At 70.7% G+C, this 20,216-nt stretch carries 20 protein-coding genes; 9 read left to right on the top strand and 11 right to left on the bottom strand.

Going from position 1 to position 20,216, the window contains the following annotated elements; translation table 11 throughout:
• Nucleotides 1-10: 10 nt before the first annotated feature.
• The 7 genes from ACEN9J_RS26095 to ACEN9J_RS26065 form a co-directional block, all read right to left on the bottom strand.
• Nucleotides 11-349, bottom strand: a complete 339-nt coding sequence (locus ACEN9J_RS26095; protein WP_057591377.1) for a hypothetical protein — start codon at nucleotides 347-349, stop codon at nucleotides 11-13.
• A complete protein-coding gene (locus ACEN9J_RS26090; RefSeq protein WP_057591378.1) occupies nucleotides 346-1,095 on the bottom strand; it encodes a GntR family transcriptional regulator in 750 nt (249 codons plus the stop codon). The genes ACEN9J_RS26095 and ACEN9J_RS26090 overlap by 4 nt, the downstream gene beginning before the upstream one ends.
• Before the next feature lie 97 nt (nucleotides 1,096-1,192).
• A complete protein-coding gene (locus ACEN9J_RS26085; RefSeq protein WP_209541788.1) occupies nucleotides 1,193-2,263 on the bottom strand; it encodes an extracellular solute-binding protein in 1,071 nt (356 codons plus the stop codon).
• Nucleotides 2,264-2,306: 43 nt separating this feature from the next.
• Nucleotides 2,307-3,137, bottom strand: coding sequence for an ABC transporter permease (locus ACEN9J_RS26080; RefSeq protein ID WP_203202689.1), 831 nt, complete (start codon nucleotides 3,135-3,137; stop codon nucleotides 2,307-2,309).
• Nucleotides 3,134-4,039 carry an ABC transporter permease gene (locus ACEN9J_RS26075; RefSeq protein ID WP_413762446.1) on the bottom strand — a complete coding sequence of 302 codons (906 nt, stop codon included), beginning with the start codon at nucleotides 4,037-4,039 and terminating at the stop codon, nucleotides 3,134-3,136. Before ACEN9J_RS26075 ends, ACEN9J_RS26080 begins: the two co-directional genes overlap by 4 nt.
• A complete protein-coding gene (locus ACEN9J_RS26070; protein ID WP_057591381.1) occupies nucleotides 4,036-5,178 on the bottom strand; it encodes an ABC transporter ATP-binding protein in 1,143 nt (380 codons plus the stop codon). The genes ACEN9J_RS26075 and ACEN9J_RS26070 overlap by 4 nt, the downstream gene beginning before the upstream one ends.
• A 39-nt stretch (nucleotides 5,179-5,217) precedes the next feature.
• Nucleotides 5,218-6,471, bottom strand: coding sequence for an aminotransferase class III-fold pyridoxal phosphate-dependent enzyme (locus ACEN9J_RS26065; RefSeq protein WP_413762445.1), 1,254 nt, complete (start codon nucleotides 6,469-6,471; stop codon nucleotides 5,218-5,220).
• A 111-nt stretch (nucleotides 6,472-6,582) separates the two neighbouring features.
• Here ACEN9J_RS26065 and otnK point away from each other — a divergent pair, with 111 nt between their 5' ends.
• Both otnK and ACEN9J_RS26055 read left to right on the top strand, forming a co-directional pair.
• Nucleotides 6,583-7,863: a 3-oxo-tetronate kinase gene (gene otnK, locus ACEN9J_RS26060; protein ID WP_413762444.1), complete on the top strand. Its 1,281-nt coding sequence runs from the start codon at nucleotides 6,583-6,585 to the stop codon at nucleotides 7,861-7,863.
• A 55-nt stretch (nucleotides 7,864-7,918) separates the two neighbouring features.
• Complete coding sequence (locus ACEN9J_RS26055; protein ID WP_413762443.1) at nucleotides 7,919-8,599, top strand: class II aldolase/adducin family protein; 681 nt, start codon at nucleotides 7,919-7,921, stop codon at nucleotides 8,597-8,599.
• A 1-nt stretch (nucleotide 8,600) separates the two neighbouring features.
• Here the strand turns inward: ACEN9J_RS26055 and ACEN9J_RS26050 are convergent, their stop codons facing one another.
• Both ACEN9J_RS26050 and ACEN9J_RS26045 read right to left on the bottom strand, forming a co-directional pair.
• A complete protein-coding gene (locus tag ACEN9J_RS26050) occupies nucleotides 8,601-10,148 on the bottom strand; it encodes a hypothetical protein (protein ID WP_413762442.1) in 1,548 nt (515 codons plus the stop codon).
• A complete protein-coding gene (locus ACEN9J_RS26045) occupies nucleotides 10,145-10,729 on the bottom strand; it encodes an SCO family protein (RefSeq protein WP_082321935.1) in 585 nt (194 codons plus the stop codon). Before ACEN9J_RS26045 ends, ACEN9J_RS26050 begins: the two co-directional genes overlap by 4 nt.
• A 108-nt stretch (nucleotides 10,730-10,837) precedes the next feature.
• Here ACEN9J_RS26045 and ACEN9J_RS26040 point away from each other — a divergent pair, with 108 nt between their 5' ends.
• The 4 genes from ACEN9J_RS26040 to ACEN9J_RS26025 all read left to right on the top strand — a co-directional run bounded on the left by ACEN9J_RS26040 (nucleotide 10,838) and on the right by ACEN9J_RS26025 (nucleotide 15,885).
• The gene (locus tag ACEN9J_RS26040) at nucleotides 10,838-11,518 is read left to right on the top strand and encodes a TetR/AcrR family transcriptional regulator (protein WP_413762441.1); all 681 of its coding nucleotides are present in this window, start codon (nucleotides 10,838-10,840) and stop codon (nucleotides 11,516-11,518) included.
• A 79-nt stretch (nucleotides 11,519-11,597) separates the two neighbouring features.
• A complete protein-coding gene (locus ACEN9J_RS26035) occupies nucleotides 11,598-13,769 on the top strand; it encodes a PAS domain S-box protein (RefSeq protein ID WP_413762440.1) in 2,172 nt (723 codons plus the stop codon).
• Entirely contained in the window at nucleotides 13,766-14,380 is a 615-nt protein-coding gene (locus ACEN9J_RS26030) for a response regulator transcription factor (RefSeq protein ID WP_057591387.1), read from the top strand. The genes ACEN9J_RS26035 and ACEN9J_RS26030 overlap by 4 nt, the downstream gene beginning before the upstream one ends.
• Before the next feature lie 167 nt (nucleotides 14,381-14,547).
• A complete protein-coding gene (locus tag ACEN9J_RS26025) occupies nucleotides 14,548-15,885 on the top strand; it encodes an MFS family transporter (protein WP_057591388.1) in 1,338 nt (445 codons plus the stop codon).
• Nucleotides 15,886-15,957: 72 nt separating this feature from the next.
• On the opposite strand, the gene ACEN9J_RS26020 is transcribed toward ACEN9J_RS26025, so the two are convergent.
• Entirely contained in the window at nucleotides 15,958-16,590 is a 633-nt protein-coding gene (locus ACEN9J_RS26020; protein WP_413762439.1) for a TetR family transcriptional regulator, read from the bottom strand.
• 83 nt (nucleotides 16,591-16,673) lie between these two features.
• On the opposite strand from ACEN9J_RS26020, the gene ACEN9J_RS26015 reads away from it, so the two are divergent.
• The 3 genes from ACEN9J_RS26015 (at nucleotide 16,674) to ACEN9J_RS26005 (ending at nucleotide 19,201) form a co-directional block, all read left to right on the top strand.
• Complete coding sequence (locus tag ACEN9J_RS26015) at nucleotides 16,674-17,339, top strand: O-methyltransferase (protein WP_057591416.1); 666 nt, start codon at nucleotides 16,674-16,676, stop codon at nucleotides 17,337-17,339.
• A 133-nt stretch (nucleotides 17,340-17,472) separates the two neighbouring features.
• The gene (locus tag ACEN9J_RS26010) at nucleotides 17,473-18,669 is read left to right on the top strand and encodes an MFS transporter (protein WP_413762438.1); all 1,197 of its coding nucleotides are present in this window, start codon (nucleotides 17,473-17,475) and stop codon (nucleotides 18,667-18,669) included.
• Between the two features lie 130 nt (nucleotides 18,670-18,799).
• On the top strand, nucleotides 18,800-19,201 hold the full coding sequence (locus ACEN9J_RS26005; protein WP_093341107.1) for an HU family DNA-binding protein: 402 nt from the start codon (nucleotides 18,800-18,802) through the stop codon (nucleotides 19,199-19,201).
• Nucleotides 19,202-19,279: 78 nt separating this feature from the next.
• Here ACEN9J_RS26005 and ACEN9J_RS26000 read toward each other — a convergent pair whose 3' ends face one another.
• Nucleotides 19,280-20,212 (bottom strand): LysR family transcriptional regulator, encoded by a 933-nt coding sequence (locus ACEN9J_RS26000; RefSeq protein WP_057591417.1) that lies wholly within the window; start codon nucleotides 20,210-20,212, stop codon nucleotides 19,280-19,282.
• Nucleotides 20,213-20,216: the final 4 nt, after the last annotated feature.

The raw sequence follows: 20,216 nt of genomic DNA, 5'->3' as shown, positions 1-20,216 counted from the left end.
GTGTTCTTCTTCAATCCAGCTTCAGCTCGGTGCCGGTCAGCGCCTTCCAGCGCAGGCCGAACACATGCCACTCGGCGTCGTCGAGCGACTCGAACACCACGTCGTGGAACACCTTGACCTTCTGGCCGCGCTCGTCGGGCATCTGCGCCAGCGCCCAGCGGCGGCCCGGCTCGACCATCACCAGCAGATAGCGGCCGGGGAAGGCGCCCCAGCGCATGCGATGCAGGAGCTTCTTCAGTTCCTCGCTGTGCGGGCCGCGGATGCAGCCGCGGAATTCGCGCGCGAGGTCGGTGCGCTGGGGGTCGAGTACGTAGCGCGCCGCGTTCGGGTCGCTGGTGTGGTCCATCATGGGGTGGGAGGCTTTCTGCCGGTCGGAGGCGGCTGGTTGCGCAGCGCGAGCAGTTCTTCGGCGCGCGCGGGATTGGCATCGATCTCCCCGAGCACGCGCACGAAGTCGCGTCCGCCCTCGATCAGGTCCTGCTCGATGGCGTGGCGCACCATCGCGGTGTCGCGCTGCTGCAGCCCGCGCAGCACGTTCACGTGCTGGTGCTCGGTGTCGTAGGTCGGGTGGCCGTGGGGATAGAGGAAGTTCATCATCGGCCCCACCTGCACCCAGATGCGGTCCAGCAGCTCGGTGAGCTGCGGCATGCCCGAATGGCGATAGATGCCGAAGTGGAAGTCGAAGTTGTGCTGCAGCGCGGCGCGGTAGTCCTTGGTCTTCTCCGCGCGCACCAGCAGCCGGTGGCTCTCGGTGAGCTGCTTGATGGTGGCGTTGTCGAGCAGGGGCACGGCACGCTCGGCCGCCAGCGGCTCGAGCGCGAGGCGGATGTCGCGCAGCTCGAGGTACTCGGCCAGCGTGAGCTGGCGCACGCGGATGAAGTAGCCCTCCTTCATCTCGAGCGCGCGGTCGCGCACGAGCTGGATCAGGGCTTCGCGCACCGGCGTCTCGCTGGTGCCCATGGTCTTGGCCAGCTCGCGGATCTTCAGGCGCTGGCCCGGCTGGAAGGTGGCCGACATCAGCTGCTCGCGCAGGTGCTCGTAGATCTGGCTCGCCAGATTGGTGCGTTCGACCACGTTGATGACCGGGGTTGCCATGGGCTTCTCTCTCCTTGATTGCGTGTGTGCCGGGAATCGCGCGGCGGCGTATTGTGGCCCTGCCGTGGCCCCGCGAGCGGCACTCACGCGATCGGGATCAGCGTCCCAGCCAGGCGATCCAGCGGTCGCGCAGCATCTGGCGGTTGTTGCCGATCCACTCGTAGTCGGCCACGATCAGCTTGTCGAAGTTCTCGGCCGAGGTGGCGAGCATGGCGCGGCGCTCGGGCGGGAACAGGCTCGCGGTCTTGCCGTTGCCGGTGTCGTAGTTGACGGCATTGACGAAGTTCACGTGCTGCTCGGGTGCCGAGGCATAGAAGAAGTCGAGGTAGGCCATGGCCGCCTTCGGATGCGGCGCGCCCTTGGGAATCGACATGTAGCCGACGTCGCGCACGGCGCCGTCCCACGACACGGCGATCGGCACCTTGGCGTTCATCAGCGAGATCAGGCGGCCCGAGTAGCCCATGCTCATGACCACTTCCTTGTTGCGCATGATCTGCTGCAGCTGGTCGCCGCTCTTCCACCAGACGGCGACGTTGGGGCGCAGCTTGTCGAGCTTCTTGTAGGCACGGTCGAGGTCGAGCGGGAACAGCTTGTCGGGCGCGACGCCGTCGGCCAGCAGCGCCGCCACCGGCACCCACCATTCGCGGTCGCCGGTGTCGGGCAGGCCGCGCGGGCCGGGGAACTTGGCCGTGTCCCAGAAGTCGGCCCAGGTCTTGGGCACGTTGGCGCCCTTGAAGGCCTCGGTGCTGTAGCCGATCTGCATGCCGCCCACGGTCCGCATCACGCCGTAGGTGGTGCAGGCGCCCTTCACGCCGTTGGCGGTGACGTTGGGCAGCTTCCCGCAGTCGATGGCCTGCAGCAGTTCCTTCTTCTGCACCAGGTCGGGCGGGGTGGCGGTCACGATGTCGAACTCCATGCCGCCGCTGCGCGACATGGCCTGCACCTTGGCCCACTGGTCGGGCACCTCGATGGCGGCGGGCACCACTTCCACACCCTTGGCCTTGGAGAACGGGGTGTAGAAGTACTGCACCAGCGTCTTCTCCATCAGGCCGCCGGTGGTGGCGATCACCAGTTCCTTCTCGAGCCCCTGCGCCGAGGCGCCGGTGAACGCCGCGCAGGCGAGCAGCGCGAGGGCGGCACCCTTGCTTCGAGCCAGACATTTCATCATCGCGAACTCCTTGTGAGTGAGGACCAGGAAAAAAGAGGGGCGCTCATTCGGCGCGGCGGCGGCGCTCGAGCACGCGCAGCAGCGCCACGGCGATCAGCACCGCGATCGACAGCAGCGTGAGCAGGGTGGCAATGGCCGGGATCACGGGCGTGAGGTTCTGCTCGATGTCCTCGAACATGCGCCGCGGCAGCGTGCGCTGGCGCACGCTCGAGACGAAGAACGAGACCACGGGCTCGTCGAAGGAAATGATGAAGGCGAACAGCGCGCCGCTCAGCAGGCCCGGCACGATCAGCGGCAGGGTCACGTGGAAGAAGGCGCGCGCACGGCTCGCGCCGCAGCTCATGGCGGCCGACTCGAGGTCGGGGTCGACGCGCGACAGCGCGGCCGAGACGGTGAACACCACGAAGGGCAGCGCCAGCACCGTGTGCGCCGCCACGAAGCCGGCCAGCGAACCGACCACGCCCAGGCGCTGGTAGAACAGATAGCAGGCCACCGCCACCGCGATGTGCGGCGCGATCACCGGGCCGATCACCATCAGCTGCGTGGCCGAGCGAAAGCGCTCGGTGCCGCGCACGATGGCATACGACACCATGGTGCCGATGACCACCGAGCACACCATGGTGAGCGCGGCCACCTGCAGGCTCAGCAGCGCCGCCTTCTGCCACTGCGGATCGCCGAAGAACTCCTGGTACCAGTGCAGGGTGAAGCCGCTGGGCGGGAACTCGAGGAAGTCGGCCGGGCTGAACGACATCGGCACGATGATCAGCGTGGGCACCATGATGAACAGCACCACCAGCCAGACGTAGGCGCGCAGCGAGAAAGCACCCAGGTCGAAGGGCGCGCGGTGGCGCACGGTGTTCTCGTTCTTGCTCATGCGCCGCCTCCGATCAGCCGGTTGAAGCTCACGGCCTTGTTGAAGACCATGGTCAGCGTGGCCACCACCACCATCAGCACGCCGATCAGCGCGGCCGCGAAGGGCCAGTCGAGCATCTCGCGCACCTGCTGCGAGACCAGCGTGGCGATCATCAGCTCCTGCGGGCTGCCGACCAGCGCCGGCGTGACGAAGAAGCCCAGCGCCGAGAGGAACACCATCAGGCAGCCGCTCCACACGCCCGCGCGGCTCATCGGCAGCAGCACCTCGAAGAAGGCGCGCCGTCGGTTGGCGCCGAGCATGGCGGCCGCGCGCATGTAGTCGTCGGGGATGTTCTTGAGCGCCGAGTAGATCGGCAGGATCAGGAAAGGCAGCAGCACGTGCGCCATCGCGAGCACCACCGCGCCCTCGGTGTAGAGCAGCTTCACGGGCTCGCCCGTGAGGCCCAGCCACTGCAGCGCGTTGTTGACGATGCCGTCGCGGCGCAGCAGCACGATCCAGGCCGCCGTGCGCACCAGCACGCTGGACCACAGCGGCAGCAGCACGCAGGCCGTGAGCAGCGCGGCCACCGCGCCCTTCACGCGCGTCATCATGTAGGCGATGGGAAAGCCCAGCACCAGCGCGAGCACGGTGGTCAGCAGGCTGATCCAGCCGGTGCGCAGCATCACGCGCACGTAGACCGGGTTGTCGAACACGCGCGCGTAGTTCGCGAGCGTGGGATGCGGCTCGAGCACGCTGAGCGACAGCAGGCTCAGCAGCGGATAGAGGAACACCAGCAGCAGCAGCGCGAAGAAGGGCGCGAGCAGCACGGCCGAGGCCGCCACGCTGAGCTGCCGGCCGCCGAGCCACAGGCGCGAGAACGCCGAGGGCGAGGCCGCGATGGCGGGCACGGTCGCCGTGCTCATGCCGCGGCCACCTCTTCGCCATAGATGCGCAGCGCATCGGCCGGCCACAGCAGGCCGACGCGGTCGCCGGCCGCGAGCGCGACGCGGCTCGGGTCGGGCAGCCGCGCGCGCAGCTCGGTGCCGTCGGACAGCTGCGCGATGCACAGCACGGTGGAGCCGCTGTAGATCACGCCGCTCACGGTGGCGCGCAGCGCGGCCGGATCCTCGGGGCTGCCGATCACGATCTGCTCGGGACGCAGCGCGGCCACCGCGCGGCCGCCGGCTGCCACACGGCCCACCAGCGCATCGGTGCGCACCTCGCGCGGGCTCGCGCCGCCGGGCAGCTGCACCAGCGCGCCCTGGGTGCGCAGCGGGCCGATCTCGGCCGGCATGAAGTTGGTCTCGCCGATGAAGCCCGCGACGAAGCGCGTGCGCGGCCGCTCGTACAGCGCCTTGGGCGCGTCGAGCTGCTGGATGCGGCCCTGGTTGAGGATCGCCACGCGGTCGGCCATGGTCAGCGCCTCGCCCTGGTCGTGCGTGACGAAGACCACCGTGATGCCGAGCTGCGACTGCAGCCGCTTGATCTCGAGCTGCATCTCCTCGCGCAGGTTCTTGTCGAGCGCGCTCAGCGGCTCGTCCATCAGCAGCACCTTCGGCTTGTAGACGATGGCGCGCGCCAGCGCCACGCGCTGCTGCTGGCCGCCCGAGAGCTGCGCCGGCATGCGCTTGCCGTAGCCTTCGAGCCGCACCGTGGCCAGCGCCTGCTCGGCCAGGCGATGCCGCTCGGCGCGCGCCACGCCGCGCATCTTGAGGCCGAAGGCCACGTTGTCGAGTACCGAGAGGTGCGGGAACAGCGTGTACTTCTGGAACACCATGCCGAGGTTGCGCTGGCTCGCGGGCAGGTAGGTGACGTCGCGGCCGTCGATGGCGATGCTGCCGGCGTCGGGCAGTTCGAAGCCCGCGATGCTCATGAGGATCGAGGTCTTGCCCGAGCCGCTGGGCCCGAGCAGCGCGAGGAATTCGCCGGGCTGCACGCTCAGCGAGACATCGTCGACCGCGCGCACCGCGCCGAAGCGCTTGGCGAGGCCGCGGATCTCGATGCCGGCACCGCCGACGCGTTCGGAGCCCGCAACGGGCGGTTGGGTTGCCGTGGATGCCATGCTGCGGATTCCTCTTGGTGCGTGCGGGAGATAGGGACGTCAGCGCCGGCCGAAGCGCGCTGCGACGGCGGCGAAGGCCGCGTCGGTGGCCTGCAGGGCCAGGTCGATGTCTTGCACGGTGTGTGCCAGCGACAGGAACATGTTGTGCTTCGGATGCAGGTAGACGCCGCGGCGCAGCGCCTCGACCGTGAACACCGCCCCCTTGTCGAAGCCCGGGTCTTCGTCGAACAGGATCAGCGGCAGCGCCGCCGGCCCCGTCTGGCGCACCGGCACGCCATGGCTCGCGGACTGCGCGGCGATGCCGTCGCGGAAACGCTGGCCCATGGCCTGCACATGGCCCACCACGTCCTGCGCGTCGGCCACTTCGATCGTCGCCAGGCCCGCGGCCATCGCCACGCCTCCCGACCAGAACGAGCCCGTGGTGTAGATGCGCGTGGCCGCCTCGCGCAGCGCATCGACACCGGTCACGGCCGCGAGTGCATAGCCATTGGCGATCGACTTGCTCCAGGCGCTGAGATCGGGCCGCACGCCCACGGTCTCCCAGCTGCCGCCTGCATGCACGCGGAAGCCCGCGCGCACCTCGTCGAGGATCAGCGCGGCACCGGCCTGGTCGCACAGCGCGCGGGCACGGCGCGCGAACTCGGGCGTGGGCAGCTCCTGGTCGATGCCCAGGTCGTGCTTGAAGGCGGCGCAGACGATGGCCGCCAGATCGGAACCCGCCTGGGCCGCGGCAGCCTCGAGGCTCGCGATGTCGTTGTAGGTGTAGTGGATGAGGTGCGCGCGGTCCTCGGGCGTGATGCCCTGCGGGATCGGCGTGCACCAGGGGTCTGCGCCGTGATAGGCCTTGGTCGCGACCAGCACCTTGCGCTTGCCGGTGGCCGCGCGCGCCACCATGAGGCAGACGGTGGTGGCGTCGGTGCCGTTCTTCTGGAACAGCACCCAGTCGGCATGGGCGCTGCGCGCGACGAAGCGCTCCGCCAGTTCGACGAAGCGCGCCGTGGGGCCGTCGAGGCAGTCGCCCAGGGCCTGCTGCCTGCGCGCGGCCTCATCGACCACCGGATGGTGATGGCCCAGCAGGTTCGGGCCCCAGCTGCACATGAAGTCGATGTACTCGTTGCCGTCGACGTCCCAGACGCGGCAGCCCTGGCCGCGCTCGAAGAACTGCGGATAGCCCGCAGGCAGGCCCGCGGCATTCAGGTGCCCCGTCATGCCGCCGGGCACGACCTTGGCGGCGCGCTGCCGGAGCTGGAGATCGTGCTGGTTCGGCCTGTTCTGCGAGGCGGCGGACGACATTCGGGAACCCTTCATTGCGTTAGTTTTGAGGCATGATATATCATATTTACTGTAGCGCAATAGCTCACAAACCCGGCATCCGCCCTCGCACGAGAACGATCGGAGACACCCATGGCATTACTGTTCGGCGCCCTCGCCGATGACCTGACCGGCGGCATGGAACTGGCCGCGATGCTGGTGGCGCACGGCGTGCGCTGCGGCTTCGTGACGCGGCCCGAAGCCCTGGCCGAACTCGGCGACGAACTCGACGCGGTGGTGATCGCGCGCAAGACGCGCGTGGTGCCGGCGGCCGACGCGGTCGCGGCCTTCGAGGCCGGCGCGCGTGCGCTGCTGGAGCGCGGCGCGCGCCAGCTCTTCTTCAAGTACTGCGCCACCTTCGACTCCACCGACGACGGCAACATCGGCCCCTGCGCCGACCTGCTGCGCGCGCTCACGGGCGCGAAGCTCACCGCCTTCTGCCCCTCGTTCCCGGAGGCCGGCCGCCGCGTGTTCCAGGGCCACCTGTTCGCCGACCAGATGCTGATCTCGGAGTCGCCCAAGCGCTTCGACCCGCTGACGCCGATGCTCGACCCCAACCTCGTGCGCACGCTGCAGCGCCAGACCGCGACCAAGGTCGGCCTGATCCCGCAGCAGGTGGTGCATGCGGGCCTCGAGGCGATGCGCGCGCACGTGGCCGCGCTCGAGGCCGAGGGCACCGGCTTCGCGATCGCCGACGCGGCCGAGCCCGAGGACCTGCGCGCCCTTGCCGGCCTGACCTGGGACTGGCCGCTGATGACCGGCAACTCCTCGATCGGCGCCTACTACCCCGCGCTGTGGCGCGAGCATGGCTGGCTGGCAGCGGGCGACCGCGCGCCGCGCCTGCCGGCGGTCGAGGGCCCGGGCGTGGTGCTGGCCGGCAGCTGCGCCGACCGCTCGATCGAACAGCTGCGTGCCTTCGAGCGCGAACGGCCGGTGCACTGGATCGACGTCGAACGCGCGATCGACGGCGTCGACGTCATCGGCGAGGCATTGGACTGGGCGCTCGCGGCGCTGCCGCAGGGCCCGGTCGCGATCGCGACCTCGGCGCACGCGCCGGTGATCGAGCGCGTGCAGGCACGCATCGGCCGGCACGAGGCGGCGGCGCTGGCCGAGGACATCCTCGGCCGGCTCGCGGTGCGGCTGCGCGACGCGGGCGTCAAGCGCTTCGTGATCTCGGGCGGCGAGACCTCGGGCTCGGTGCTCGCGCACCTCGCCATCGACCGGCTGCAGGTCGGCCCCTATGCCGGCCCCGGCATCGCGCGCGCGGTGACCCTCGGCGCCGCGCCGCTCGCGCTGTGCCTCAAGTCGGGCAAGCTGGGTCCGGTCGACATGCTGCTGCCCATGCTGCAGAGCATGCGCGACGCGGCCCGCTGAAGAACCGAACGTCCCACCTTCGCTTCACCGCGCCGACGCGCGAAAGGAACCGCCCATGACCACGTCCCCGTCTCCCCTCCCCCTGTCCGAAGACGCCCTGCGCCAGGCCCTGGCCGCCGGCTATCGCCGGCTCGCGCAGTTCGGCCTCAACAGCGGCAGCGCGGGCAACATCAGCTGCCGCTTCGACGGCGGCGCGCTGATCAGCCCCACGGGTGCCGACGCCGACACCATCGACCCGCAGGCACTGGTGTCGATCACGCTCGACGGCGAGACCCGCGGCGCGGGCATCCCCTCGAGCGAATGGGCGATGCACACCGCCATCTACCGCCGCTACCCGCAGGCCGAGGCCGTGGTCCACACGCATTCGGATGCCTGCGTGGCGCTGTCGGCGCATCGGCGGCCGATCCCGGCCTTCCACTACATGCTCGCGGGCTTCGGCGGCGACGACATTCCCTGCGCGCAGTACGCCACCTTCGGCACCGATGCGCTCGCGCAATCGGCGGTCGACGCGCTCGAGAACCGCAATGCCTGCCTGCTCGCGAACCACGGGATGATCTGTTACGCGGCCACGGTCGAGAAGGCGGTGGCGAACGCCGCCAAGCTCGAGACCCTGGCGCGCCAGTACTGGATGAGCGCGCAGCTCGGCGCGCCCGTGATCCTCGACGCGCGGGAGATGGAGACGGTGCGCCAGCGCTACCGCGGCTACGGCAAGTCGCGGCTGCCCACGCGCGGCTGAGTCAGTCGGCGCCGAACGCCAGCACGAAGGCCGCGGCCGCGCCCTCGGGGCAGCGCAGCGCGAAGCCCTCGGGCGTCGCGCGCAGCGCCAGGGCCGCGCCGCCTTCGATGCGGTCCGCCTCGCCGCGCGCGACCTCGGCGCCATCGCACCACAGGGTCCAGGCACCGCGCGATGCCAGCCGCCCGATCTCGACCTCGACGCCGCCGCGCGCGCCCTCGCAGCGGCGCAGCGCGAAGCGCAGCACGCGCGCTTCGGTGTCGAACACCGCCTGCAGCACGTCGACCGCGTCGTCCACGCGCACCAGCGCGGGCTGGCGATGGTGGTCCTCGGGCCAGGGCTGGTTGTAGAGGCGCCAGAGCCCGTCGGGCACGTTGAGGCTCGCATAGCCCAGCAGCACGTTGCCGGTCATCGGCTCGACCAGCGTGCGATGGCCCTGCGCGTCCTCGGGCTGGTCGTTGCGCGGGAAGTGGAAGCCGCCATCGCGCCAGGTCGGCGCCATGTGGCGATCGGCATGGCGCATGAAGCCCGCGAGCGTCTCGGCGTCGCCCATCTCCGAGGCCCAGGCCGCGGCGAAGCCGAAGTCGGAGTCGTCGTTGACCACCTGCTGGCCCATCACCGGCGGCCGCTCGGCCGAGCGCACCGAGCAGGCGCCGTCCTCGCCGCGCAGCAGCCAGCCCGCGAGCTGCGCCGGATAGTGCGCATGCACGAAGTCGCGGTTCCACATGTTCATGAGCATGCCGCACCAGGCATCGACCCAGGGCGAGGGGCCTGCGTTGTCGCGCAGCGCCTGCGTGTCCTGCGCCATCATCGTGAGGTAGTGGCCGTTGGCGCCGAGCCGGCCGAAGCGTTCCCAGGCCTGCTGGTAGGCCGTCGTGACCTCGGCCGCCATCGCGCCGCCATGCACCAGGTCGTGCATGCGAAAGCCCAGGATCGCGGGCTGGTTGCAGATCTGGAACACGCAGTTGGGCTCGCAGGCCACGCCGAGGTAGCCGCTCTCGACCATCTGCCAGTAGACGTGCTGGTTGAGGCTGCGCTGGTCGTATTCGAAGCGGCGCTCCTTGCCGCCCCAGAAGAAGGACCAGTAGCTGAAGGTCAGCGCGCCGGGCTGCGCATAGCGGTCGTCGTCGAACAGGTAGTGGTGCAGCAGCGCCATCGACTGCACGTAGGCGCTGTACATGATGTTGTCGCGCCCGACCGGGTTCCAGTCCTCCTCGTAGTCGTGCGAGCGGTGCATGTTGAACACGCTGCCCCCGCGGCTCACGCGCGCCCAGTACATCCAGACTTCGGGCAGCAGCATCTTGGCGATCAGCCGCTCGAACACCGGCCGGAAGGCGCCGGGCGCCGCGGGCAGCCGGTGGCGGTGCGCGAGCGCGATCGCATAGGCCATGTAGGCGAGCTGGAAGCGGTAGCCGCCAAAGTCGTCCTGGCCGGTGCCGCGGCCCTGCATGCCCGACCAGTCGTTGACCGGCCGGCGCGAGAGGTTGGCGAAATGGCGCAGGTGGCCGGCCTGCCGGTCGCTCAGCGGCATCGAGGCTTCGGGGCTGTTCATGGCGTGTCTCCCTGCATCAGTTCCTTCATGCGTGCCGCCACCGCTGGCGCATCGAGCGATTCGGCGAAGTGCGCGAGGTAGCGGCCGCCCGGCGCCATGAAGTAGGCCAGCGCGGTGTGCGGCACCACGTAGCCGCCGGGCGCCGCCGCGTCGGGCACGCGGCGCGCGAACACGCGAAAGCTCTTCTTCGCGGCCTCGACCTGCGCCTCGCTGCCCGTGAGGCCGACGAAGCCGCCCGGATGGCGCGCCACGCAGGCGCGCAGCACCTCGGGCGTGTCGCGCGCGGGATCGACGCTCACGTAGAGCGGCTGCACGCGCGCGGCCAGCGGACCCAGCGCCCGCAGCGCCGCGCCGAGCTTGGCGAGCTCGCGCGGGCAGACCACGGCGCAGTGCGAGAAGCCGAAGAACACCAGCAGGTGGCGATCGCCATAGCTGCGCTGGTCGACCGGCGTGCCGAAGTGGTCGACCAGCGAGAAGGCGCCATCGATCGGCGCGGGCATCGGAGCCGGCGCGGCGGCAGCGGCGCCGCCGCAACAGCAGGGCGCGGGCGCTGCATCGGCGAAGGTGGAGAGGAAGGACATGGGCGCATTCTTATTTGAACGCGTTCATTTATAGCCCGGGTTTTCCCGCAGCGCCACCTATACTTCGGCCGTCCATCGCCCCCACTCCCCTCGCCGGCCCCACGCTCCATGCCCTTGCGCGACCCGAAGCACGACCTGCGCCGCCGCGCGCGCAGCCAGGAAGACAAGGCGCGGGTGCGCGAGGACTTCATCGCCGCGGGCCGGCGGCTGCTCGCGGCCGAGGGCGCGGCCGGCGTGTCGCTGCGGCGCGTGGCGGCCGAGGCCGGCTATGCGCCGGGCAGCATCTACCAGTACTTCCACGACCAGCAGGACCTGTTCTTCCACATCCGCGGCCGCGACATGGACAGCGCCACCGAGCACCTGCGCCAGGCCATCGCGCGCACGCGCGATCCCGCGCGGCGCGTGCACAAGCTGTTCATGGCCACCGCCGACCACTGGCTCGCGCACATGGAGGAGTTCCTCGAGATCTTCCCCGCGCCCAGCCTGCGCGAGCCGCCGCCGCTGGACAGCGAGGGCCGGCCCTTCGGCCGCTCGCGCGCGGTGGTCGACAGCCTGCAGCTCTACTACGACACGGTCGATGCCTTCTTCGCCACGCTGCCGCGCCCGCCGCTGTCCTCGCGGCTCGCGGCCGACACGCTGCTGGCGTCGGTGTTCGGCACCATCGCCTTTCCGTGCATGACGCGCACCATGGCCTGGTCGGATACGCGCGCGATGGTGTCGCAGCTGGTCGAGGCGATGCTCGCGCAGTGGGCGGCGAAGGGCGCGGCGGCCGCGACACGCGCGCGCTGAGCGGCAAGCGGCGCCGGCGCGAAGGCCGCGGGGCGATCGGTGCAGAATCGCCTGCGCCGCGCCGGCCGTTCCCGCTTCCATGCCGCCCTCCCCGCCCTCTTCCGCCCCCCAGCCGCCGCCGCGCCGCCGCCGGCGCGCGCTGCTGCTCGGCGCCGGCCTGCTCGCGCTCGCGGCGCTGCTGATCGGCGCCGCCGGCCAATGGGCCGCCGCGCGCGAGGCCAGCTTCCAGGCCGACTCGATCCGCCGCGCGATGGAAGTGCACGTGCTGGGCCTGCGCGACTCGGCCGGCAAGTACAGCTACCTGCCGTTCACCGCGGCGCTGCATCCCGAGGTGCTGGCCGCGCTCGCGCACCCCGGCGACGCGGCCGTGAAGCAGCGCGCCAACCTCTACATCGAGGAGGTGAACCGGCAGGCCGGCTCCGACGCGCTCTACCTGATCGACCCGCAGGGCCTCACGCTCGCGGCCAGCAACTGGGCCACGCCGCAGAGCTTCGTCGGCGAGTCCTATGCCAACCGGCCCTACTTCATCGATGCGCGCGCGGGCCGCAGCGGCCTGTTCTACGGCGTGGGCCAGACCACCGGCGAACCGGGCCTGTTCATCTCGGCGCCGGTGCGCTCGGACGCGGGCGCGGTGATCGGCGTGGTGACGGTCAAGGTCAGCCTGCGCGCGCTGCAGGAGGCCTGGACCTTCGTGCGCGACCCGATCCTCTTGACCGACGCGCGCGGCATCGTGTTCCTGAGCTCGGTGCCCGCGTGGATGTATCAGGCCACGCGCCCGCTCGACGCGGTACAGCTCGAGCGGCTGCGGCGCGACCAGCAGTACGGCGCGCGCGCCAGCTTCCCCGCGCTGCCCTGGAAGACCCAGCGCGGCGACGGCGAGCCCGGCTACCTGGTGCGTACCGCGCTCGGCGGCAAGCCGCGCAGCTTCCTCGCGATCGACGAGCCGCTGCCCGATCTGGGCTGGACCCTCACGGTGATGGTCGACCATGCCGAGGTCACGCGCGCGCGCGAGCGCACCTGGATGCTGGGCCTGCTGGGCGCCGGCGTGCTGCTGCTCGGCGGCCTCTACTGGCGGCTGCGCGAGCGCCGCTTCGCCGAGCAGCGCGATGCGCGGCGCGAGCTCGAGCTGCGCGTGCGCGAGCGCACCCACGAGCTCGACGAGGCCCACGCCTTCCGCAAGGCGATGGAGGATTCGCTGCTGGTCGGCATGCGCGCGCGCGACCTCGAGGGCCGCATCACCTACGTCAACCCGGCCTTCTGCGAAATGACCGGCTACGGCGCCGACGAGCTGCTCGGCAAGCTGCCGCCCTACCCCTACTGGCATCCCGACGACGTGCCGCGCCACTGGCACCACTACGACGCCATGATGAGCGGCCAGCCCGCGCTGTCGGGCTTCGAATCGCGGCTGCGCCATCGCGACGGCCGCGAGGTCATCACCATGGTCTACACCGCGCCGCTGATCGATGCCGACGGCGGCCACGCGGGCTGGATGAGCTCGGTGGTCGACATCACCGAGCAGAAGCGTGCCGAGCTGCGCCAGCGCCAGAACGACGAGCAGCTGCAGCATGCGCAGCGGCTCGCGAGCCTGGGCGAGATGGCCTCCACGCTGGCGCACGAGCTCAACCAGCCGCTGATGGCGCTGAGCAGCTTCGCGGGCGCGGCCAAGGCCTTCGCCGAGCAGGGCAACCAGGCGCTGCTGGCCAGCAGCCTCGACGAAACCATGGCGCAGGCGCGCCGCAGCGCCGAGATCGTGCGGCGCATCCGCGGCTTCGTGCGCCAGCGCACCGCGGGCACGGAAGACTGCGCGGTGGCGGCGCTCGCGGCCAATGCGCTGGCGCTGCTGCAGGGCGAGATGCGCCAGCGCCAGTCGCGCGCCGAGGTGCGCATCCCGGCCACGCTGCCGCCGGTGCGCGGCGACCGTGTGCTGCTCGAGCAGGTGCTGCTGAACCTGCTGTCCAACAGCCTGCAGGCGATGCAGGCCACGCCGGTCGAACGGCGCGTGGTCGAGCTCGAGGCCGAGGTGGTCGAGGGCCGCATGGAGATCCGCGTGCTCGACCGCGGCACGGGCATCGACGACGCGCTCGCCGAGCAGGTGTTCGCGCCCTTCTTCACCACCAAGCCCGGCGGCCTCGGGCTCGGCCTCAACATCTGCCGCACCATCGTCGAGGCGCACCGCGGCCGGCTGGTGTTCGACCACCGTCCGGGCGGTGGCACGGTATTCACCCTCGTGCTGGAGATCCCCTCCCCATGAACGCATCCGCCAACAACCTCTGCGTGGTCGACGACGACGAGGCCGTGCGCCGCTCGCTCGGCCTGCTGCTGCTCTCGCGCGGCTACGCGGTGCAGACCTTCGCCTCGGGCGAGGACTTCCTGGCCGGCGCCGACCTGCAGCGCGCGGGCTGCGCCATCCTCGACCTGCGCATGGACGGCATGAGCGGGCTGCAGGTGTTCGACGCGCTGCGCGCGCAGGACAGCCCGCTGGTGGTGCTGTTCCTCTCGGGCCATGGCGACATCCCGATGGCGGTGGAGGCGGTGCAGAACGGCGCCTTCGGCTGGCTCGAGAAGCCCTGCAACGACGAGCAGCTGCTCGACAGCATCGCGCGCGCCCTGCAGCGCGCCGGCGAGATCGCCGCGAAGCGCCAGGCGCGGCAGGCCGCGCAGGCGCTGTGGGACAAGCTCACGCCGCGCGAGATGCAGGTGGCGCGGCTGGTGGCCGAGGGCAAGCCGAACAAGCAGATCGCGCTCGAGCTCGCGCCGCTCGAGCAGCGCACGGTGGAGACCCACCGGGCCCACGTGTTCGCCAAGCTGGGCCTCGCGAACAGCCACCAGCTCGACCGCTTCCTGCGCGAACACGGGCTGTAGCCGGGGCCGCGCCGCCCCGGAAACGCCACCTAGGGTTAACCCTTGCGTACCGATACGTAGCCGCGCGGCGGTGGGCTACGGACGAGGGGGCGCGCGCGCCGCGACAGACTTCCCGGGCACCGATTCAGGCCGCCTCCAGCGGCCGCGACCCGAGACAAGGACACGCCATGAACACCCTCGCCCGCACCGGCGGCGCCCCCGCCGGCGCCTCGCCGGCCGACACCACGCCCTACACCTTCGAGGAGAAGCGCAAGCGCATCTTCGCCATCTTCGCCGCCTCCTCGGGCAACCTGGTGGAGTGGTTCGACTTCTACGTCTACGCCTTCTGCGCGATCTACTTCGCGCCGGCCTTCTTCCCCAAGTCCGACCCCACGGTGCAGCTGCTCAACACCGCCGGCGTGTTCGCGGCCGGCTTCCTGATGCGCCCGATCGGCGGCTGGCTGTTCGGCCGCATCGCCGACCGCAAGGGCCGCAAGACCTCGATGGTGACCTCGGTCGTGATGATGTGCGTGGGCTCGCTGGTGATCGCCTGCCTGCCGACCTATGCGCAGATCGGCGCCGCCGCGCCCGCGCTGCTGCTGCTCGCGCGGCTGCTGCAGGGCCTGTCGGTCGGCGGCGAGTACGGCACCACCGCCACCTACATGAGCGAAGTGGCGATGCGCGGCCAGCGCGGCTTCTTCTCCTCGTTCCAGTACGTCACGCTGATCGGCGGCCAGCTGCTCGCGGTGGTGGTCGTGGTGGTGCTGCAGCAGGTGCTCGACGAGGCCGAGCTCAAGGCCTGGGGCTGGCGCATTCCCTTCGTGCTGGGCGCCGTGGCGGCCATCGTGGCGCTGCTGCTGCGCCGCACGCTGACCGAGACCGCCAGCACCAAGACCCGCGCCGCCAAGGGCGCCGGCACCATGGGCGAGCTGTTCCGCCACCACAAGCGCGCCTTCTTCGTGGTGCTGGGCTACACGGCCGGCGGCTCGCTGATCTTCTACACCTTCACCACCTACATGCAGAAGTACCTGGTGAACTCGGCCGGCATGTCGATCAAGACCGCCAGCAACGTGATGACCGCCTGCCTGTTCATCTACATGTGCATGCAGCCGTTGTTCGGCGCGCTGTCGGACCGCATCGGCCGGCGCAGCAACATGCTGCTGTTCGGCGCGCTCGGCATGCTGATGACGGTGCCGGTGCTCAGCAGCCTGCAGAACGTCGCCAGCCCGCTGATGGCCGGCGTGCTGATCACCGTCGCGCTGGCGGTGGTGAGCTTCTACACCTCGATCAGCGGCATCGTGAAGGCCGAGATGTTCCCGCCCGAGGTGCGCGCGCTCGGCGTGGGCCTGTCGTACGCGGTGGGCAACGCCATCTTCGGCGGCAGCGCCGAGTACGTGGCGCTGGGCCTGAAGTCGATCGGCCACGAGTCCTACTTCTACTGGTACGTGACGGCGATGATGGGCGTGGCCTTCCTGGTCAGCCTGCTGCTGCCGCGCCAGGCCACCTACCTGCATCACGACAAGTAAGACAAGGCGCTCGCGCGTCGAGAAGAGTCCCGCCGCGGGGTCCGCGCCGGGACTCTTTTTCTTGAGGCCCGATTACTCCGCGCCGAGGCTGCGCAGGTAGGCGCACAGCATGTCGGCCAGCGCCTCGGAGTAGGCCTTGATCTGCGCCTCGGTGCGCGGCGTTTCCGAGAACTGCTTGCCGACCGCGCCGAAGGTGGTGGTGACCAGGTCGCCCGCCAGCGCGCGCTTCGCCTTCGACAAGCCGGGCAGCGCCTCGCGCAGGAAGGCCTGCATCGCGCGCTCGCCCGCGGCGCGCGCGGTCTGAGCCTCGGGTGCGTCGCGGTAGAACGGCGCCGCGTCGTGCAGGGCGGTGCGCATGCCGGCCTCCTCGCACTCCGAGCGCACGAAGGCATGGACCAGCCGGCGCAGACGATCGAGCGGCGGCGTCTGCACGTCCTCGAGGATGCCGCACAAGAGCTCGGTGGTCTGGCGCCATTCGTCGCTCTGCAGCCGGAACAGGATCGAGGCCTTGTTCGGAAAGTACTGGTAGACCGAACCCACGCTCACGCCCGCGCGCTCGGCCACGCGCGTGGTGGTGAAGCGGTGCACGCCCTCCCTGGCCAGAACCTGAAGGGCGGCCTCGAGGATCGCCGCGACGAGGTCGCTCGAACGGGCCTGCTGGGGCTGTCTTCTCGAGGAGAGCGGGGCACTGCGGCGGGTGGGCATGGCGTGGCTTTCGGAATGCGAATGGAAAATATGAAGCTTTCTTCATATTATCGACGCACACCGTCCGACTCTTGAAGAACACCATGAACACACTGACCACCGCACCGCTCGCGCCCCTGCTGGAGCGCCTGTTCGCCGAGGCCGATGCCTCCTCGCCGCGCACCAGCGCCGCCGTTGCCGGCCTGTCGAGCGACGAGCTCGCGCGCCTGATGCAAAGCCGCACCGAGTACCTCGATTTCTACGCCCGCCTGAAGGACTTCCCGCTCGCCGTCTCGCGCGAGACCGGCACGCTGCTCTACATGCTCGCGCGCGGCAACGGCGCGCGCAGCATCGTCGAGTTCGGCACCTCGTTCGGCATCTCCACCCTGCACCTCGCCGCGGCCCTGCGCGACAACGGCGGCGGCCGGCTGCTGAGCACCGAGTTCGAAGCCTCGAAGGTGGCGCGCGCCCGCGAGAACCTCGCGGCCGGCGGCCTCGCCGACCTGGTCGAGGTCCGCGAAGGCGACGCGCTGCGCACGCTGGCCAGCGACCTGCCCGAGCGCATCGACCTGCTGCTGCTCGACGGCGCCAAGGCGCTCTATCCCGAGGTGCTGGCACTGGTCGAGGCGCGCCTGCGTCCCGGCGCGCTCGTGATCGCCGACAACGCCGACCACAGCCCCGAGTACCTCGCGCGCGTGCGCTCGAGCGCGGCCGGCTACCTGTCGGTGCCTTTCGCCTCCGACGTCGAGCTCTCGATGCGGCTGGGCTGAGCCTTCCTTTTTTCCCGCCAGTCCCGCTGGCCGTAAGCGTCTGACGTCAAGCAACGCACCCCTGCGATCCTCGCGGCCGGGGTGCGTTTTCCTTTTCGCACCGGCCGTCCGAGGAACCACCTGGACCTCCCCAATGACCTCCACTTCCGCCTCGGCGATTCCCGCGCCGTCCCGCTCCGCGCAGAGCCGCCTGCTGCTGCTCGCCGCGGTGCTCTTCATCTCCTACCTCTGCGTCGGCCTCTCGCTGCCCGTGGTGCCGGTCCACGTGACGACGCGGCTGGGCCTCGGCAACTTCTGGGCCGGCCTCGCGGTCGGCATCGCCTTCCTCGCCACCGTGCTCACGCGCGCGACCGCCGGCAGCCTGTCGGACCGCCAGGGTCCCAAGCGCGCCGTGGTGCGCGGGCTGGCCTTCTATGTCGCGGGCGCACTCGTCGCATGGCTCGCGGGCCTGTGGATTCCCACGCCGTGGATCGGCTTCGGCCTGCTGGTCGCGGGCCGCCTGCTGCTGGGCCTCGGCGAGAGCCTGGTGGCCGTCGGCGTGATCGGCTGGGGCATCGGCCTCGTCGGCCCCGCGCGCTCGGGCCAGGTGCTCGCGCTCGTCGGTGCCGCGATCTACGGCGCGCTCGCGGTCGGTGGTCCGGTCGGCCTCGCGCTGCTCGAACGCTTCGGCTTCGCCGGGGCGATGGCCGCGAGCGCGCTGCTGCCCTGCATCGGGCTGCTGGCCGTGTGGCGGCTCGAGGGCGTGGCGGTGCAGCCGGGCGCGGGCCGGCCCTCGCTGCGCAGCGTGCTCGGCATCATCTGGCCGCATGGGCTGATCGTGTGCCTGCAGGGCATCGGCTTCGCGGCCATCGGCGCCTTCTTCGTGCTGCACTTCCGCGGCCAGCACTGGTCGCATGCGGGCCTCGGTCTCACGGCCTTCGGCAGCGGCTTCGTGCTGGTGCGCCTGTTGTTCGGCCACCTGCCCGACCGCATCGGCGGGCTGCCGGTGGCGATCGTGTCGCTGGCGGTCGAGGCCTTCGGCCAGGCGCTGATCTGGCAGGCGCCGAGCCCCGTCGCCGCGCTCGCGGGTGCCTTCCTCACCGGCCTGGGCTGCTCGATGATCTTTCCGGCCATGGGCCGAGAAGTGGTGCGGCTGGTGGCACCGCAACTGCGCGGCACCGCGCTCGGCGGCTTCTCGGCCTTCCAGGACCTGGCCTACGGGCTCACCGGCCCCGTGGCCGGGCTGCTCGCGGACCGGGCGGGCTATGGCGGCGTGTTCCTCATCGGCGCGGGCGCGGCGCTCTCGGGCCTCGCGATCGCACTGCGGCTGCGCAGCGTCGCGCGTGCATGAGAAAGCCCCACTCTCCCTTCGCACCGCAGGCCCTCTCTCGCGTTCGAATACACTCCACGCCGCTTGCAGCCTGCATCCGAGGCTGCGCCGTCATAGGCAACATGACGAATCAAACCTATCAGGAACTCAGTTGAACCGCATCGAACTCGTTGAGAAAATCGCCACCACCCACAACGTCAGCAAGGCAGAAGCCGCGCGCATCGTGGAAACGGTCACCAGCTCCATCGTCGCCGCCGTGAAGAAGGGCGACCCCGTCCAGATCGTCGGCTTCGGCACCTTCAAGCAAGTTGCTCGCGCAGCCCGCACCGGTTTCAACCCGAGCGTCGGCACCAAGATCAAGATCGCCGCCCAGAAGGTGCCGAAGTTCGTGCCGGGCGCCGCCTTCAAGGCCGCCGTGGACCCGAAGGCCGCCAAGCGCAAGGCCGATGCCAAGCCCGCCGCCAAGTCGGCTGCGAAGCCCGCTGCCAAGCCGGTCGCGAAGAAGGCTGCCGCCGCTCCCGCCAAGAAGGCCGTGGCCGCGAAGAAGAAGTGATGCACCGCGGCCTCTCGCAGGCCGCATGCACGCGATGAAGACGGCCCCGCGGGGCCGTTTTCTTTTGGGGCGGCCGAATCAGGCGCGCTTCCTCGGCCGCCGCACCGCCTGCGCGCCCGTGCTGAACTCGGCCGCCGCTTCCACCACCCACTCGCTGAACAGCTGCACCGCCTGCGAATCGCGCTTGTGCTCGGGGTAGACGAGGCAGTAGCGCTTCTCGTGCTTGAGGCTGATGTCGAAGGGCATGGCCAGCGTGCCGCGCGCCACGTCCTCCTGCACGTAGAAGCGCGGCACCAGCCCCACGCCCAGGCCCGCGCGCGCGGCATCGATCACCATCGCATAGAGCTCGAAGCGCATCGCCGGCGGCGGCACCGGCTGCGTCGAGCCCGCGGCCTCGAACCAGCGCTGCCAGGCCTCGGGCCGCACGCGCTTGTGCAGCAGCGGCAGCGCGATCAGGCCGGCGGGCTTCTTCAGCTTCGACAGGTCGAAGTGGGCCGGGCTCAGCACCGGCACCACCTCCTCCTCGAACAGGTGCACCTTCTCGACCGCATCCCACACCGGGTCGTCGAAGTGCAGCGCGGCATCGAGATTGGTGCCGCGGAACGCGAAGGGCTCGGCACGCTCCGACAGGTTGACGGTGATGCCCGGGTTCCTGCGCAGGAAGTCGTGCAGCCGCGGCAGCAGCCAGCGGCTCGCGAAGGTCGGGATCACGGCGAGCTCGAGCACGCCGCCCGCGCCCTTGTGCTGCATCAGCGACTTGGTGTGCAGCTCGATCTCGTCGAGGTTGCCGCGGATGTTGCGCGCATAGAGCCGGCCCGCGTCGGTCAGCACCACCTGCTTCTTGCCGCGGCTGAACAGCTTCACGCCGAGGAAGCCCTCGAGCACGGCGATCTGCCGGCTCACCGCGCTCTCGGTCAGGTACATCTCGGCCGCGGCGCGCGCGAAGCTCTCGTGGCGCGCGGCCGACTCGAACAGCGACAAGGCGACGGTGCTGGGGATTTTTCGCTTCATGACG

Source organism: Variovorax sp. Varisp41 (genome assembly GCF_047325085.1).
Lineage (GTDB): Bacteria > Pseudomonadota > Gammaproteobacteria > Burkholderiales > Burkholderiaceae_C > Variovorax.
The sequence above is the reverse complement of the archived record's forward strand: the minus strand, read 5'-3'. Positions and strand labels throughout refer to the sequence as shown.